Origin of the sequence: Schumannella luteola, assembly GCF_013408685.1 — a bacterium.
GTDB classification, from domain to species: Bacteria; Actinomycetota; Actinomycetes; order Actinomycetales; family Microbacteriaceae; genus Schumannella; species Schumannella luteola.
In genome coordinates, this window is record NZ_JACBZY010000001.1 from 3,452,123 (window position 1) to 3,467,568 (window position 15,446).

General features: G+C 71.1%; 13 protein-coding genes. 1 reads left to right on the top strand and 12 read right to left on the bottom strand.

Features of this window, described 5'->3' with window-relative positions:
- Nucleotides 1-41: 41 nt before the first annotated feature.
- The 9 genes from BJ979_RS15860 to BJ979_RS15900 all read right to left on the bottom strand — a co-directional run bounded on the left by BJ979_RS15860 (nt 42) and on the right by BJ979_RS15900 (nt 10,592).
- Complete coding sequence (locus tag BJ979_RS15860) at nt 42-1,172, bottom strand: 1-phosphofructokinase family hexose kinase (RefSeq protein WP_179569398.1); 1,131 nt, start codon at nt 1,170-1,172, stop codon at nt 42-44.
- A gap of 4 nt (nt 1,173-1,176) precedes the next feature.
- Nucleotides 1,177-2,112 carry a carbohydrate ABC transporter permease gene (locus BJ979_RS15865; protein ID WP_179569400.1) on the bottom strand — a complete coding sequence of 312 codons (936 nt, stop codon included), beginning with the start codon at nt 2,110-2,112 and terminating at the stop codon, nt 1,177-1,179.
- Nucleotides 2,112-3,062, bottom strand: a complete 951-nt coding sequence (locus BJ979_RS15870) for a carbohydrate ABC transporter permease (RefSeq protein WP_179569402.1) — start codon at nt 3,060-3,062, stop codon at nt 2,112-2,114. Before BJ979_RS15870 ends, BJ979_RS15865 begins: the two co-directional genes overlap by 1 nt.
- A gap of 3 nt (nt 3,063-3,065) precedes the next feature.
- Nucleotides 3,066-4,376, bottom strand: coding sequence for an extracellular solute-binding protein (locus BJ979_RS15875; protein WP_179569404.1), 1,311 nt, complete (start codon nt 4,374-4,376; stop codon nt 3,066-3,068).
- A 215-nt stretch (nt 4,377-4,591) separates the two neighbouring features.
- On the bottom strand, nt 4,592-5,470 hold the full coding sequence (locus BJ979_RS15880; protein ID WP_179569406.1) for an SIS domain-containing protein: 879 nt from the start codon (nt 5,468-5,470) through the stop codon (nt 4,592-4,594).
- Between the two features lie 70 nt (nt 5,471-5,540).
- Nucleotides 5,541-7,313, bottom strand: coding sequence for a DUF4832 domain-containing protein (locus BJ979_RS15885; RefSeq protein WP_179569407.1), 1,773 nt, complete (start codon nt 7,311-7,313; stop codon nt 5,541-5,543).
- 69 nt (nt 7,314-7,382) lie between these two features.
- Nucleotides 7,383-8,255, bottom strand: a complete 873-nt coding sequence (locus tag BJ979_RS15890; protein ID WP_179569409.1) for a carbohydrate ABC transporter permease — start codon at nt 8,253-8,255, stop codon at nt 7,383-7,385.
- Nucleotides 8,248-9,252: a carbohydrate ABC transporter permease gene (locus tag BJ979_RS15895; protein ID WP_179569411.1), complete on the bottom strand. Its 1,005-nt coding sequence runs from the start codon at nt 9,250-9,252 to the stop codon at nt 8,248-8,250. Before BJ979_RS15895 ends, BJ979_RS15890 begins: the two co-directional genes overlap by 8 nt.
- Nucleotides 9,253-9,263: 11 nt before the next feature.
- Nucleotides 9,264-10,592: an ABC transporter substrate-binding protein gene (locus BJ979_RS15900; RefSeq protein WP_179569413.1), complete on the bottom strand. Its 1,329-nt coding sequence runs from the start codon at nt 10,590-10,592 to the stop codon at nt 9,264-9,266.
- A gap of 146 nt (nt 10,593-10,738) precedes the next feature.
- On the opposite strand from BJ979_RS15900, the gene BJ979_RS15905 reads away from it, so the two are divergent.
- Nucleotides 10,739-11,902 carry an amidohydrolase family protein gene (locus tag BJ979_RS15905; RefSeq protein WP_179569415.1) on the top strand — a complete coding sequence of 388 codons (1,164 nt, stop codon included), beginning with the start codon at nt 10,739-10,741 and terminating at the stop codon, nt 11,900-11,902.
- Between the two features lie 64 nt (nt 11,903-11,966).
- Here the strand turns inward: BJ979_RS15905 and BJ979_RS15910 are convergent, their stop codons facing one another.
- From BJ979_RS15910 to melA, 3 genes are all read right to left on the bottom strand, one after another.
- Complete coding sequence (locus tag BJ979_RS15910) at nt 11,967-12,851, bottom strand: endonuclease domain-containing protein (RefSeq protein WP_179569417.1); 885 nt, start codon at nt 12,849-12,851, stop codon at nt 11,967-11,969.
- Nucleotides 12,852-13,061: 210 nt separating this feature from the next.
- Nucleotides 13,062-14,066 (bottom strand): class II fructose-bisphosphate aldolase, encoded by a 1,005-nt coding sequence (locus tag BJ979_RS18215; protein ID WP_179569419.1) that lies wholly within the window; start codon nt 14,064-14,066, stop codon nt 13,062-13,064.
- Nucleotides 14,063-15,379, bottom strand: a complete 1,317-nt coding sequence (gene melA / locus BJ979_RS15920) for an alpha-galactosidase (RefSeq protein WP_179569421.1) — start codon at nt 15,377-15,379, stop codon at nt 14,063-14,065. The genes BJ979_RS18215 and melA overlap by 4 nt, the downstream gene beginning before the upstream one ends.
- Between the last annotated feature and the right edge of the window lie 67 nt (nt 15,380-15,446).

Here is a 15,446-nt window from a genome sequence, read left to right on the forward strand (position 1 = left end):
CCGATCGGCCGGCGCCGAGCGTGAGGTCGACGCCGCGGCCGTCATGAGTCGAGAGCCTCGACACGGATGCGCTCGGTCGCCGCGGCGACATCGTCGGCCGAGAAGCGGCCGGCTCCGAGCGCGCGGGTGTTGGCGCTGCCGGCCGCGCTCGCGCGGGCCAGGGCGCTCGCGGTCGTCTCCCCCGCGGAGAGGCCGGCGACGAGTCCGGCGAGGAAGCTGTCGCCGCTGCCCACCGCGAAGCGACCGGGTTCCGGGTCGGGATGCGCGAGCCAGGCTCCGTCGGCATCGAGTGCGAGAGCGCCGTGCGCGCCGTCGGTGACCACGACGAGTCCGCCGTCGCCGTCCGGGCGCGAGGTGAGCGTGCGGAGCGCGCCGGCGAGCTCGCGCAGCGGGGTCTGCTCGGGCAGTTCGAGGGCGCCCGCGGCCTCCGAGCGGTTCACCTTGACGACGTGCGGGCGCGCCTCGAGCAGCGCGCGGAGTCCCTCGCCCGAGCTGTCGACCGCGAGCCGCACGCCCGCGGCGAGCGCCGCCTCGACGACGGGGCCGAGCCCGGCGATGAGCGCCGGCGGCAGGCTGCCGGAGATCGCGAGCCAGACCGGGCCGGCAGGTGCGGCGGGCGTGCTGGCGTCGGGCGACGTCGACGGTCCTGCCGCCGCTGTCCCCTCCGACGCACCCGACGCCTCCGCCGCGCCGGAACCCCAGAGCGAGCCGCCGCCCGACCGAGCCGACGCTGCCGGTGCGACGGCCGCGACCGCCGCATCCCCGATCGCCTCGCCGGCGAGCGCCCCCGCGAGCTCCTCCCCCACGGCCGAGGCCAGCGAGCGCGCCTCGCGCGCGCTCAGCTCGGGTGCCGGCTCGTACGACTCGGTCGGCGATCCGGCGTCGGGCACGAGCGAGAGGCACTGCCGCGCCTCGGCCGCGATCGGCACGGCGCGCACATCCAGCCCCTCGTCGACGGCGAGACCCGCGACGACGACACCCATCCGCCCGCCCAGCGGCACGACCGCACGCGCCGGCAGCCCGAGGGCGCGCGCCGCCCGAACGACGTTGAGCGCCTTGCCTCCCGCGAGGCGCACGACCTCGGTCGGGCGGTGGATGCCCCCGTCGGCGAGCGCGCCGATGCGGTGCGTCACGTCGAGGGCGGGGCTCGGCGCGAGCGCGATGAGGGTCATGCACTCAGCCTTTCAGGCCCGAGAGGGTCATGGTCTGCACGAACTGCTTCTGCGCGAAGAGGAAGAACACGATCAGCGGCAGCGTCGCCACCACGTTGCCCGCCATGAGCAGCGCCCACTGCGTGCGCCGGGTGCCCTGGAAGTTGGCGAGACCGAGCTGGAGAGTGAACGCCTGGTCGTTGTTGATCGCGATGAGCGGCCACACCAGGTCGTTCCACGAGCCGAGCAGGGTGAAGATCGCGAGCGTCGTCAGCGCCGGCTTCGCCAGCGGCAGGATGATGCGCGTGAACACCTGCCAGCGGTTCGCGCCGTCGAGCATCCCCGACTCCTCGAGCTCGGCCGGCAGCGACAGGAAGAACTGCCGCATGAGGAAGATGCCGAACGCGCTCGACAGCCACGGCACGATCGCCGCGCCGAGGCCGTTCACGAGGCCGAGCTGCGAGAACAGGATGTAGGTCGGGATCATCAGCAGCTGCGTCGGGATCATGATCGTCGCGAGGATCGCGAACATGCCGACCTGGCGCCCGCGGAACTTGAGCCGGGCGAAGCCGTAGCCGGCGAGCGAGCAGAGCACGAGGTGCGAGGCGATGCCGACCGTGGACACGATGACCGTGTTCAGCAGCCAGAGCAGGATGTTCGACTGCGTGAACAGTCCCTCGTAGCCGCCGAAGTCGATGCGCGACGGGATGAACGGCGGCGGGAAGCTGACGAGCTCCTTCTCGGGCGACACCGAGGCGAGGAACATCTGCACGAACGGCAGCAGGAACAGCACCGACACCGGGATGAGGAACAGGTGCCAGGCGCTCGGCAGCCGGCGCTTGCGGCGCGCGGCTCCGGAGACGACGCGACCGCCGGCGAGGGCGCCCGTGTCGCGCGCAGCGGCCCGCGAGCCGGCCCCGGCCACGTCGAGAACCGAGCGAGTGGATGTCGTGATCGCCATCAGAAGGCCTCCTGCCCGCGGCGGCGCCCGTAGACGACGACCGCGATCGTGATGAGCAGCGTGATGCCGAAGAGCACGTAGGCGACGGCCGAGCCGTATCCGAACCGCAGCTCGCGGAATGCCTTCTCCCACAGGTAGTAGACGATGGTCTGCGTCGCGTCGAGCGGACCGCCGCGGGTCGAGGTGTAGACGAGATCGAAGAGCTGGATCGACTGGATGACCTGCCAGATCGTCGTGAACACGGTCACCGGGCTGAGCTGCGGCCAGACGACCCGCCAGAACGCCTGCCAGCGGTTCGCGCCGTCGAGGCGAGCCGCCTCGAGCAGCTCGGTCGGCACATCCTGCAGGGCCGCGAGGTAGATGACCGTCGTGAACGCGGCCTGCCCCCAGAGCGACATGATCGCGATGACGAACATCGCCTGACCGCGGTCTTCGAGCCAGCCCTGCTGCGGCAGCCCGAGCACGCGCAGCACGTTGTTGACGAGGCCGAACTGCGGGTTGAAGAGGTAGGTCGAGAGGATGCCGGTGGCGGCCGCCGAGGCGACGAAGGGCACGAAGATCGCCGTGCGGTAGAAGCCGATGAACCGGATGCGGCGGTTCAGCGCCACCGCGAGGAACAGGCCCGCCAGCACCGACATCGGCACGAACAGCGCCGTGTAGACGCCGGTGTGCAGCACCGCATCCCAGAAGTCGCCGTCGCCGACGAGCTCGGAGTAGTTGCCGCCGCCGACGGCCTCGGGCGGGCTGAAGCCGTCCCACTTCTGGAAGCTCAGCGCGAGCGCCCAGACCGCCGGGAAGATCGACAGGCCGAGCACGAGTGCCGAGCCGGGGATGACGAAGGCCCAGCCGCCGAGGTCGTTCTTCCAGCGGCGCAGACGCGCGCCGGGGCGCTGCCCGGGGCGCTGCGCGGGCCGTTTCGGGCGGGATGCGGTGAGAGCGGAGGCGGTCATCGATCAGGACCCGGCGAGCGCCTTGTCGGCCTTCTCGGCGGCCTTCCTCAGCTCGGACTTCGTGTCGCCGTCGCCCTGCAGCACGTGCGAGATCGCGTCGCCGATCGCCTCCGACAGCCCCACGTAGCCCGAGACGGTCGGGCGCGCGACGGTCGCGTTCTCAGCGTTGGCGGCCATGACATCCAGACCGGGGTAGGTCTCGACCTGCTTCTGGAAGGCGTCGGAGTCGACCTCCGAGCTGCGCAGCGGCAGGTTGCCGATCTCGACGTTCCAGCGCTCATCCTGCTCGGCGCTCGTCAGCCACTTCGTGAACTCGTACGCCCAGTGCGCGCGGTTGACGTCCTTGTGGTCGAACAGGGCCCAGATGTCGGGGCCCGAGACCGTCGTGTGCTTGCCGTCGGTGCCGGGCAGCTGCACGACGCCGTAGGGCGTATTCGCCTTCTTGAGGTCGAAGAGCTGCCACGGGCCCGAGGTCATCATGCCGATGCGGCCGGCGGCGAAGAGCTGGCCGAACTTGGTGTCGGTCTGGTCGAGGTAGACGCTCTTGTCGTCGACGGCCATGCCTTTGAGGAAGTCGAGCGACTTCACCCCGGCCTCCGAGTCGAAAGCGGCCTTGTCGCCGTTCAGGATCTCGCCGCCGTTCTGCCACAGGTGCGGCCAGAACTGCCAGGTCGTCTCCTCGGAGCCCGACACCGAGTAGGCGTAGCCGTAGGTCTCGGTCGACGGGTCGGTGATCTTCTTCGCGGCGTCGCGGAAGTCGTCCCAGGTCCAGTCTTCGGTCGGCGCGGCGACGCCGGCATCCTCGAACAGCTTCGTGTTGTAGATGAGCGAGATGTTGTCGACGATCGCCGGGAAGCCGATGGTCTTCTTGCCGCTCGGCTGCACGGTCTTGCGCGCGGCCTCCGAGAACTCATCCCACTTCACGTCCGGGTCGGCGACCTGCTTCGTGATGTCGAGCGTGCGCCCCGAGCTCTCGAGCTGGCTCGCCCACGAGCCGAAGCTGTAGGAGATGTCGGGGTAGCTGTTGCCGGCGAATCCGGCGCTGAGCTTCTGCAGCAGCTCCTCGGTGGAGGAGGCTCCCGGCGAGACGTCGATCGTGACGTTCGGGTGCTCCTTCTCGAACTCGTCGGCGAGCTTCTGCAGCAGCTTGCTGGCATCCGCATCCTGCCCCGTCCACCAGGTCAGCTTCACGTCGGCCTTGGTGTCGAGCTTCGTCGCACCGGACGGCCCGGCGCAGCCGGCGAGGCCGGCCAGGCCGAGGGCGCCGATCGCGAGGGCGGCGGCGGTGCGGATGAGTCGGTTTCGAGTGGTCACGGGGTTCTCCTCGGTGCCGGTAGTGCAGGGGCGATGCGGTGCAGGGGCGGTGCGCGTGCGGTGCAGGGGTGGTGCTTCTGCGGGCGGCGACGTCGTTGTCGGATGAGGTGCGGTGCTGGTCGTTCGAGCGGTGCGGGTCGGTCTGGGTTCCGGCGATCGGCGGCCGGTGCGGCGGCGACGCGAGAAGCCCAGCTCCCCGCGCCGCCGCCCTGCCCTCAGCTGAGGATGATCGACCGGGTCAGGTGACGCGGCTGGTCGGGGTCGAGCCCGCGCTGGGCGGCGATCGCGACGGCGAGGCGCTGCGCCTGCACGAGGTCGACCAGCGGCTCGGCGGATCCGAGCAGCACGCGGGCGCCGGTGCGGCGGATGTCGTCGGCGAGCGCCGCGTCGGCGCTGCCGAAGAGCCAGACCAGCGAGCCCGGGTGGGCGACCGCGAGCGGGCCGTGGCGGTAGTCGAGCACGGGGTACGACTCCGACCAGGCCTGGGCGGCCTCGCGGATCTTGAGCGCCGCCTCCTGCGCGAGGCCGTAGGTCCAGCCGGTGCCGAGGTAGACGAAGTGATCGAGCCCGTCGAGATCGACCGGCAGCGGCAGCGCGAGGGCCTCCTCGACGGCCGCGATGGCCGGCTCGACGTCGTAGCCGAGAGCGGCGCGGGCGAGCGTGAGGAAGGTCGTGGGGAAGCGGGTCTGCACGACCGACTTCTCGTCGGCGGCGGCGAGGTCGAGGATGTCGTCGGCGAACTCGGCGACGGGCGAGTCGGCGACGCCGGTGACGACGACGCGGCGCACGCCCGCGGGCACCTCGCGCAGCGCGGCGATGACCTCGGTCGTGGTGCCCGAGCGGGTGATCGCGACCACGCGATCCCAGTCGCGCCAGGCGCGCGGCTCGCTGGCGTAGCCGGCGTCGGTGACGCCGTGGCCGGCCTCCTCGCGCAGGAAGGCGAGCGACTCGGCGACGAAGGCGGAGGTGCCGCAGCCGATCACGAGCACCTTCTCCCCCGGTGCGGCGAGCAGTTCGCGGGCCTGGTCGAGCCCCGCGAGGGCCTCACGCCAGAGGCGGGGCTGCGTGGCGATCTCGTCGTCGGTGATGCTCATGATGACTCCGGTCTGGTCGTGCGGGTCGGCGCCTCGCGCCGTCAGGGACAGTGTGGGATGGATTGCGCGTTCAGTCACGAGATTGCGCGAAACGCGCATTATGGTTGCGTGAACCCTGCGCATCGACTCGGCGACGCCGACGGAATCCGATCAGCAGGGCTCCCGCGACGACGGCGATCACCGCCGTCAGCGCGCCGGGCGACGCGAACTCGGATCCGGTCGCGGCGAGCTGCGGGGAGGCGTCGCCCGGGGCGGCCACGGCGGCCGGATCAGCCGGCACCGCGATGGTCCCGGCGTCCGTCGCGACGACCGTCTGGCCCAGGGCGTTGACTCCGGTCGCGGCATCCCAGGTGCCGACGTTCGCCGTGCGGATCGCGAAGCGCGGGTCGCTGGCCGGAGCGGCTGCGGCAGCCGCCGCCGAGACCGCGGCGGCCGGAGCGGCAGCCGCGGCAGCGCGCGTCGTCGGCGCCGCATCCTCGTCGCGCACCGGCGCGCGCAGCGCCAGCGCCGCCGCGTAGTCGCCCTGCGCGAGGTCGCGCAGCGTCGCCGTCAGCGTCGTCGTGGTTCCCGGGAGCCAGCGGCGGATGTCGGGTCCGTCGAGCGCGAACTCGGTCTCGGCGCCGTCGGCGGCGGTCAGCACGAGCGTCACCGGGCGTGGCGTGTACGGCGCCGCCCAGCCGTCGTTGCGCACGTGCACGGTGACCGCTGCGCTGCCGTCGGCGGCCGGGGCGATCGTCGAGTCAGTCAGCACGAGCCGGTAGCCGAGCAGCTTCGACGCCGTGTCGATTCCGGCATCACCCCACGACGCCAGCACCTCGGGCTGGTAGTCGCGGTTGAGGTAGCTGTAGTGGTAACGCGCCAGCTCGGCTGAGGCGCTCGCCCACTCCGAGCGCGGCGGGTTGACGTTGCAGGTCTCGCCGCCGACCGGCACCCAGGCGCTGTCGGCCTCGAGGTACTGCTGGTCGAGCTCGATCGGGTCGGAGAGGAAGGTGCCCCAGTCGTCGGGCGCCGCGAGCAGGCAGTCGTTGTGGTGGCCGACGCGCGACAGCGCCGTGCCGGTCGTCGCCTCCGCGCTCGACACGGCGCCGGCCGCGCCGGTCGGCACGCCGAGCTGCTTCTGCTTCATCTGCATCGTGCGCAGCTGAACCGAGCGGTCGGCCGGCAGCTCGTCGAGCAGCGCCTGCGTGACCTGGGCGCGCTTCGCCCAGTCGGCATCCGTCACCGTGCCCGGGTCAGCCGGATCGGTGACGAAGTGGTCGGTGTAGTAACCCTCGCCCCACAGGCCGATCAGCCCCTCCTGCACGACAGGGATGACATCCGCGTTCGCCCGCAGGATCGGACCGAGCTGGTGGATGTGCGCCAGCACCACGTCGAGCGGCGCGTCGCCGTAGGGCGGCTCGTAGGGCCAGTCGCCGCCCTGCACGTAGGCGAAGCGGGTGATGACCGAGACGCCGGCGGCGCGGGCGGTCGCGTAGTCGGCCGTGATCTTCTCGAGCAGGTCGGGCGCGAGCGTCGGCGTCGCCGTGAAGGCGTCGAGGTAGAACACGCGCAGGATCTGCGTGATGCCCTCGGCGCGGTAGCTCTCGAGCGTCGCCGCCTCGAGCGGCTCCCAGCCCGCGCCGCCCGTGCGGTAGTGGGTCTCGGTGTGGTGGTAGAAGCCACGCTGCGGGTTCGCGATGACGTCGTCGCTGGCGGCGAGCGTGACGGTCGAGGGCGCGGCGGCGGCCGCGTCGCCGCTCGCGTCGTCGGCCGCGAACGCCGCGCTCGGGGCCAGCAGCCCGACCGCGGCGAGCGCCGCGACGGCGAGGGCCGCGGGGGCGGCCGGGATCCTGCGAGAGCTCATGGTCGTCTCCTTACGGGTAGGGCGGATCGCGCCGCGACCGGCCGGCCGCGGCGGAGAGAGATGGATCGGCTACTTGAGTCCCGAGTGCGCGAGGCCGTCGATGACCCGGCGCTGCAGCACGATGAACAGCAGCAGGATCGGCGCCATCGCGAGCATGCTGGCCGCCATGATCACCGGGTAGTCGGTGTTGTTCTTGTCGCTCACGAGCGTCGCGAGCCCCGCCGAGAGCGGCATCTGGTCCTGGTAGGTCGAGACCAGCAGCGGCCAGAGCAGCTCGTTCCACGACCACAGCGCCGCCGTGATCGCGAGCACGTTGATGCTCGGCCGGGCGAGCGGCAGCATGACCGTCCAGAAGATGCGCACGGGCGACGCCCCATCCAGTCGCGCCGCCTCCTCCAGCTCGTTCGGCATGTTGAGGAACGCCGTGCGCATGAGGAAGGTGCCGAAGGCGCTGAACAGGCCGGGCGCGACGATGCCGGCGACGGTGTTGAGCCATCCCAGCCCCTGCACGATCTGGTACTGCGAGATCAGGTAGGCCTGCGACGGCACCATGAGGATCGACAGCGCCAGCCCCATGAGCAGGAAGCGCCCGCGGAAGCGCATGCGCGCGAAGGCGTAGCCGGCGGCCGTGCACAGGATGATCTGGGCGAGCGTGCGGATCACGGTGATCCACACCGAGGTGCCCAGCTGCGAGAAGAAGGGCAGCCGCTCGAACACGGTCGCGTAGTTCTGCCAGCGCAGCTCGGCCGGCCAGAAGGTCGGCACGACGCTCTGCACCTCGGCGTTCGTCGACAGCGACATGATCAGCTGCCAGAGGAACGGGAACGCCATGAGCACGGCGCCGGTCGCGAGGACGACGTGGGCCACGACGTGCGAACCCTGACGGCCGCCGCGTCGGCGGGTGCGCGGCTGGGCGCGGAATCGGCCGAGCGCGTCAGTCATTCGAGACCCACTTCCGCTGCAGGCGCACCTGGATGAGCGTCACCACGCCGATCACGACGAAGATCAGCATCGCGATCGCCGCCGCGTAGCCCTTCTCGTTGTCGACGAAGCCCGCCTGGTAGAACCAGTAGACGAGCGACATGCTCTTCGGCAGCGCCGGGTTCTGGGCGCCCATGATCGCGTACAGCAGGTCGAAGAGCTGGAAGCTGCCGATGACCGTCACGATCGAGACGAAGACGATGCTCGGCGCCAGCAGCGGCACCGTGATCGAGCGGAACTGCCGCCAGCGCGAGGCGCCGTCGAGCTGCGCCGCCTCGTAGAGCTCGTCGGGGATCGCCTTGAGCCCGGCGGCGAGCACGATCATCGAGAAGCCGAGCGACGACCACAGGCCGACGATCGCGACGGCGGTGATCGCCCATCCCGGCGTGCTGATCCAGTACGGGCCGTCGATGCCGACCAGCCCGAGCACCCAGTTGAGGATGCCGTGATCGCCGCGGAAGATCATCCGCCAGACCATCGCGACCGCCGTCGGCATGGCCACGTAGGGCAGGAAGTAGAGCACCCGGTAGACGGCGGCGAAACGCAGCCCCGGCAGGTTCAGCAGGCTCGCCAGGCCGACCGCGATCGGCACCCCCAGCAGCACGATCGCCGTGTAGAGCACCGTGTTGCCGAGCGACGAGAGCAGGTCGGGGTCGGTGATCATGCGCGCGTAGTTCGCGCCGCCGATCCAGGTCGTGCCGCCGAAGACGCCCCACTCGGTGAACGAGTAGTAGAGCGTCTGGATGATCGGCCACAGGTAGAAGACGCCGACGCCGAGCATGAGCGGCCCGACGAACAGCCACGGCCAGGCGCCGTCGCGTCGCCGGGCCGCCGCCTCGCCGCCCGCGCGCGGCAGGCGTCCACCGCGGCGCGCGGACTGCGACTCAGCCGGCCGGCCGGAGCCGGGCTCGGTACCGCGGTCGGCGCGCCTCGGGCGTGCGCCGACCGCGGTGGTCATCCGGAGTGAGCTCACTTTTCCTTCGCCAGGTCGGCGTCCATCTGCTTCGCCAGGTCGTCGCCGACGCTCTTCACCGACTTGTCGCCGCTGAAGGCATCCGGCAGCAGCTTCGTCTCGAGGGCGTTCCAGGCGGCGCTGTTCTTCGACACCGGCAGCGGCACCGAGTAGTCGACCGCGTCGAGGAAGACCTTGAGATCCACACCCGGCAGCGAGTCGGCGAAGGCCTGCTGAGTTCCGGTGAAGGCGGGGATGATCGATCCGGCGTCGCCCTGCTGCTTCTGCGCCTTCTCGCTGGCGAGGTAGTTCTGCAGGGCGCGGGCGGCCTGGGCGTTCTTGCTGTTCGCGGCGACGACGTTCGCGACGCCGTGGATGACGGTGGCCTGTTTCTCGCCCTTCGGCAGCGGCGCGACCTGCACCGCATCCTTCACCGGAGCATCCGACAGCGCGGCCCGGAACCAGCTGCCGCCGTAGTACATGGCGACCTTGCCGCTCGTGAACCACTGGTCACCGGGGGTGTCGGTGAGCTGCTGCATGGTCGGCGAGGCGCCCGACTCGATCAGGTCGGTCCAGAACTCGAGGCCCTTCTGCGTGGCCGCGTCGCCGTAGCCCGACTTCGTGCCGTCGACGACCGATCCGCCGGCCTGGAAGATCGTGTTGTAGTACGTCGTCTGGCCGTCCATGCCGCCCGCGACGCCGTAGACGCCGTCGCCCTTGAGCTTCGACGAGATCGTGTTCGCGGCGGACGAGAGGTCGGTCCAGGTCCAGTCGGCGGTCGGCTCGGCCACGCCGGCCTGCGCGAAGAGGTCCTTGTTGTACCAGAGGCCGATCGTGTCGAAGTCCTTCGGCACCCCGTACTGCACGCCGTCGAGGTTGTAGAGCTTCACGAGCGACTCGGGATAGTTCTTCGGGTCGATGTAGCCGCCCTTCACCTGCGAGGTGATCGGGGCGACCTTGCCGTTGGAGGCGTAGAGCTGGAAGTTCGGTCCGTTGAGCCAGAACAGGTCGGGCAGCGTGTTCGACGAGGCCTGCGTCTGGATCTTCGTCCAGTAGGTCTCCCACGGCGTGACGTCGAGGTTGACCTTGATGTTCGGGTACTCCTCGTTGAAGCCCGCGATGTTCTCCTTGATCGCCTTCGTCTGCGTCGCATCCCAGTAGGCGTAGGTGATCTTCGCGCTGAGGTCCTTGGCCGGCGGGGTGTAGTCGGCATCCGCGCCGCCACCCGATCCGCCGCCCGACGAGCAGGCGGCGACGAGGGCGAGCACGCTCGCCGAGACGGCGGCGGTGACGGCGAGGCGGAGGGCGGAACTCGTGGAGCGGGAGTTGCGGGGGCTGCGGCTCATGACGACCTCTCGGCGGTGAAGGGGGAAGTGGGTCGATGCTCACCCCGACTCACCATTCGGGCAAGGAAGTGATCTGAACGCGCACTCTTTCTGCGCGTTTCGCGCTGATCATCGCTCGTCGCGCATCCGGATGCTGGGATGACGGCATGCCACGCAGCTGGGAAGAACTCCGCGAACTGCCCGTCGTCGACTGGACCCCGCAGCAGCAGCTGCGGCCCGCGGAGTCGGTCGTCGAGCGCGCCGCGGTGCCGGCCATCGACATCCACAACCACCTCGGCCGCTGGCTGACCGACGACCACGACTGGATGATCGACGACCCCGCCGCGCTGATCGAGGTCATGGATGCGGCGAACGTCGCGACCGTCGTCAACCTCGACGGGCTCTGGGGCGACGAGGTCACCGTCAACGTCGAGCGCTACGACCGCGCGCACCCCGGCCGCTTCCTCACGTTCTGCCAGCTCGACTGGGCGCGGCTGGAGGAGTCGGCGGGGCTCGAGTCGGGCCCCAGCTCCGGTGCGGGCGCGGCTGACGCCGCTGGTGCGCCACTCACCGCCGACTCGCCCGCGGTGCTCGCCGACCCGATCGTGCGCGAGCTGATCGCCTCGCTCGACGACAGCGCCGCCCGCGGCGCCCGCGGCGTGAAGGTCTGGAAGAACCTCGGCCTCACGTTCCGCGACGCGAGCGGCGCGCTCGTGCTGCCCGACGACCCCCGCGTGATCGCCGTGCTGCGGCACGCCGGCGAGCTCGGGCTGCCGGTGCTCATCCACACCGCCGACCCGAAGGCGTTCTTCGCCCCGCTCGACGAGAAGAACGAGCGCCTCGACGAGCTGCTCGTCATGAAGGAGTGGTGGTTCGGCGACACCGAGGTCTACCCGACCTTCGACCGGCTGCTCGCCGCGCACGCCGCGCTCGTCGCCGGCGCGCCCGGAACCCGCTTCATCGGAGCGCACTTCGGCTGCGCCGCCGAAGACCTCGACCTGGTCGAGCGGATGCTCGCCGCATCCCCCAACTACACGGTCGACATCGCCGGACGCATGGCCGAGCTCGGCCGCCAGCCGCGCCGCCTGCGCGCCCTGCTCGACCGCTTCCCCGACCGGGTGCACTTCGGCACCGACATCTACCCGGCGACGCTCGAGCAGTACCGCCTGCACTTCCGCTTCCTCGAGACGCTGGATGAGGCCTTCACCTACGCGCCCGAGTCCGACATCCCGCCGCAGGGCCGCTGGACCGTCTCGGCGCTCGGCCTGCCGCCCGAGCTGCTCGCCCGCGTCTACCGCGACAACGCGGCCCGCGTGCTCGGCCTCGCCTAACTCGCCCCTCCTCCCCCTCCCGCCTGACGATAGATCGGTCGCAAATCGTCGCCTGGCGCCGCACCTAGGCGACGATTTGCGACCGATCGATCTGTTCACGCACAGCGAGATGGCGGGCGATCGCGCGACGGATGCGGTTCAACAGCTCGATCGGTTCGTCGAAGTCACGTGCATTGACCTCGAGGATGAGCCAGCCGTCGGCTCGCAGCCGCTCCATGCGTGTCTGGTCAGCCCGGTACTGCGCCGGGTCGGCGTGGTGAGCACCCTGGAACTCGATGCCGACCAGAAGCTCCGGCATGGCGATATCCAGCCGATAGCGGTGTCCGCTGGAGACGGTCACCTCGTGGTTGGCCGCCAGCCCCGTGAGACCAGCGCCGGAGAGCAGCAGCCGCAGCTTCGTCTCGTACCGACTCTGCGACCGGGTGTCGAGCATCGCCAGCGCCGCGGCCATCATCGAGCGCCCACGACGCCCCTTCGAGCGCTCGACCTCCCGTTGCAGATCGGTCACGGTGCAGATCTTCAGATCCCATCTCACGAGGTGGTCGCCGGCGATCACCAGGTGCTCCAAGTCCACGGCCGCGGCGAGGTCGGTCCACGTGCGGGCCGGAGCCGCCACACGCAGTCCCGAGATCTCGCGCACCGGCGCGAGCCGGAGGTCGAAGCTGTGACCCGTGATCCCCGCGCCGCGCGGGGCGCGTCCCGGTCTCGGGATCGCGACGTGGATCGTCGACGCCACCTCGTGGCGCCGAGGAAGAGGCGTGCCGTAGAGCAGCGCCGCTGTGGGTCCGCAGATGAAGCTGCCCGTCGCGACCCGCAGCAGAGCGGCCTGGCAACGTTCCCGCAGATCGAGGTCGCTCGTCGTGCTGCGGACGCCGTGGAAGGGTCGCGAGAGATCTGTGCGTCGCAGCCGCTCGATCGAGACGCCGTGGAGTTCGACCGCTTCGCGCACAGCGAAAAGTTGCGACCCGAGTGAATCGGGTAGACGTTCCGGGGCGGGCATGCCCGGCACGATCGCACTTCGCACCGCTCGCGCGCAGACGTTGTCCACACCCCGCACCCCGAGTGAAATCGATCGGTCGCAAATCGTCGCGTGACGTGCGGTCTAGGCGACGATTTGCGACCGATCGATGGGAGGAACGGGCGTGTGCAGCAGGGCGGGCTACGGGAGGAGGGTGAGGATGCGGGCCACCTCGGCGGTCATCGCGGCGCGGGACGCGGCGAGGGGCTTGCGCGGGTCGACCGCGTCGGGGCGCTCGGCGAGGGCGGCGCGCAGCGCGGCGGTGCCGACGACGTTGAGCGCCGTGCCCACGTTGATCTTGCGGATGCCGGCGCGGGCGGCCGCCACGAGCAGGTCGTCCGGCACGCCCGAGGAGCCGTGCAGCACGAGCGGCACCGGCACGGCGGCGGCGAGCCGCTCGATCAGACCGAGGTCGAGCGCCGCGGTGCGGGAGGTCATCGCGTGCGAGCTGCCGACGGCGACGGCCAGCGCATCCACGCCCGTCGCGGCGACGAACGCCGCCGCCTCGGCCGGGTCGGTGCGCACGCCGGGCGCGTGAGCGCCGTCCTTGCCGCCGACCTCGCCCAGCTCGGCCTCGACGAAGAGGCCGGTGGATGCGGCGGTCGCGCCAGATGCGGACGGCCGGCTCGGTGACGCGGTGGCCCCGCCATCGGGTGCGGCAGCAACGCCATCGGACGCGAACGCACGGCCGACGTCGACGGCGTCGCCGCCGGGCCCCGCGTCCGCGAACGGCACCGCACCCAGGTCGAGCGCGTGGCCGCGGGCGGCGAAGGCGGCCGTCTCGGCGACGTTGGCGGCGTAGTCGAGGCGGGCGGCATCCACCATGACCGACGACAGGCCGACGGATGCCGCGACGTCGAGCGACCGCGCGAGCAGCCCGGCGTCCTGCACGTGGTCGAGGTGCAGCGACACCGGGACGGGTGCCGCGGCGGCGAGGGCCCGCGCCGCGCTCAGCAGCGGCACCGGATCCCCGCCGTGGAACAGCGTCGCGTTCTCGCTCAGCTGCACGATCACCGCGCGATCGGCCTCGACCGCGCCGGCGACGATCGCCTCGACGTGCTCGAGGGTGATCGCGTTGATCGCGGCGACCGCTCCCCCGCGGGCGCCCGCGTCGGCGACGAGGTCACCCGTGCGGGCGAGCGTCACGGAAGAACCAGGTCGACGTCGCCGCCGAGCGAGCGCGGCATCAGCGGCTTGTGCGCGTCGAGCATCTCGTCGACGAGCGAGGCCAGGGCGGCCGGCGTGAGCGACGACGACGCGTTCGGGTCGACGAGCACGGCCTGGTGCACGAGCTCGCGCGAGCCGGTGCGGGCCGCCTCGATCGTCAGCTCGGCCACCGAGAGATAGGTGCGGTTGAGCGCCGCGCCCGCGGTGGGGATCGCGCCGACCGCGAGCGGGGTGACGCCCGCCGCATCCACCCGCGACGGCACCTCGACGACGGCGCCCTCGGGCAGGTTGTCGATGAGACCGCGGTTGACGACGTTGGTGTGGATCTCGCGCTCGGTTCCGGTGAGCATCGAGTGGATGATCTGGGGCGCGTACTCGGCTGCCCCCTCCTCGAGCTCGAGGGACACGCCCGAGGCGAGCGCCTCCTGCGCGTGGTGGAACTCGGCGACGTTCTGCTCGGAGATGCCGATGTACTCCAGCGGCTGCAGGCGGAAGTGCTCGATCTGCGCGTCGTCGCGCAGGAACCACGACAGGTACTCGCTCGAGTGCTCGCTCGTCTCGGTCGGGTAGAAGCCGATGCGGCGGAAGATCTCGACCCGCACGCGGCGCTCGAGCTCGGGATCGGCCGCGATCTTCTCGCGCAGGGCCGGGTAGAGCGACTCGCCGTCTCGCGACCACTCGTAGAGCCACGCCTGGTGGTTGACGCCGGCGGCACGGAAGGAGGTGCCCTCGAGCGGGACGCCGACGAGCTCGCAGAGGTCGTTGACCGTCCAGTAGACGCTGTGGCAGAGGCCGGCGGCCTTGATCGAGGGGGCGACCGTCGCCATCCACCAGATGTTCATGGCCATCGGGTTCGTGTAGTTGAGGAACCAGGCGTCGGGGCAGAGCTCGAGCATGTCGCGGGCGATGCCGGAGAGCACGGGGAAGGTGCGCAGGGCCCGGAAGACGCCGCCGATGCCGGTGGTGTCGCCGATGGTCTGACGCAGGCCGCGGGAGGCGGGCAGCTCGAGATCCACGCGGGTGGCGTCGATGCCGCCCACCTGGATCATGTTGACCACGAAGTCGGCGCCGGCGAGCGCCACGCGGCGATCGAGCGCGGGCACGACCTCGAGGGTGCGTCCGCGGCGCTCGGCGACCTGGCGGGCGGTGCCGACGGCGACGTCGAGGCGCGCGGCGTCGATGTCGTGCAGCACGAGGGTGAGCGGCGGCAGGTCGTCGTAGGACATCAGGTCGGCGACGAGCTGGCGGGTGAACACGACGCTTCCCGCGCCGAGGAAGACAACACGAGTCATGGCTCGATGATCGACACGACTGCTCATTTCGCGCAACATTCTGCGCGAATCCACCTAACATGAGCAC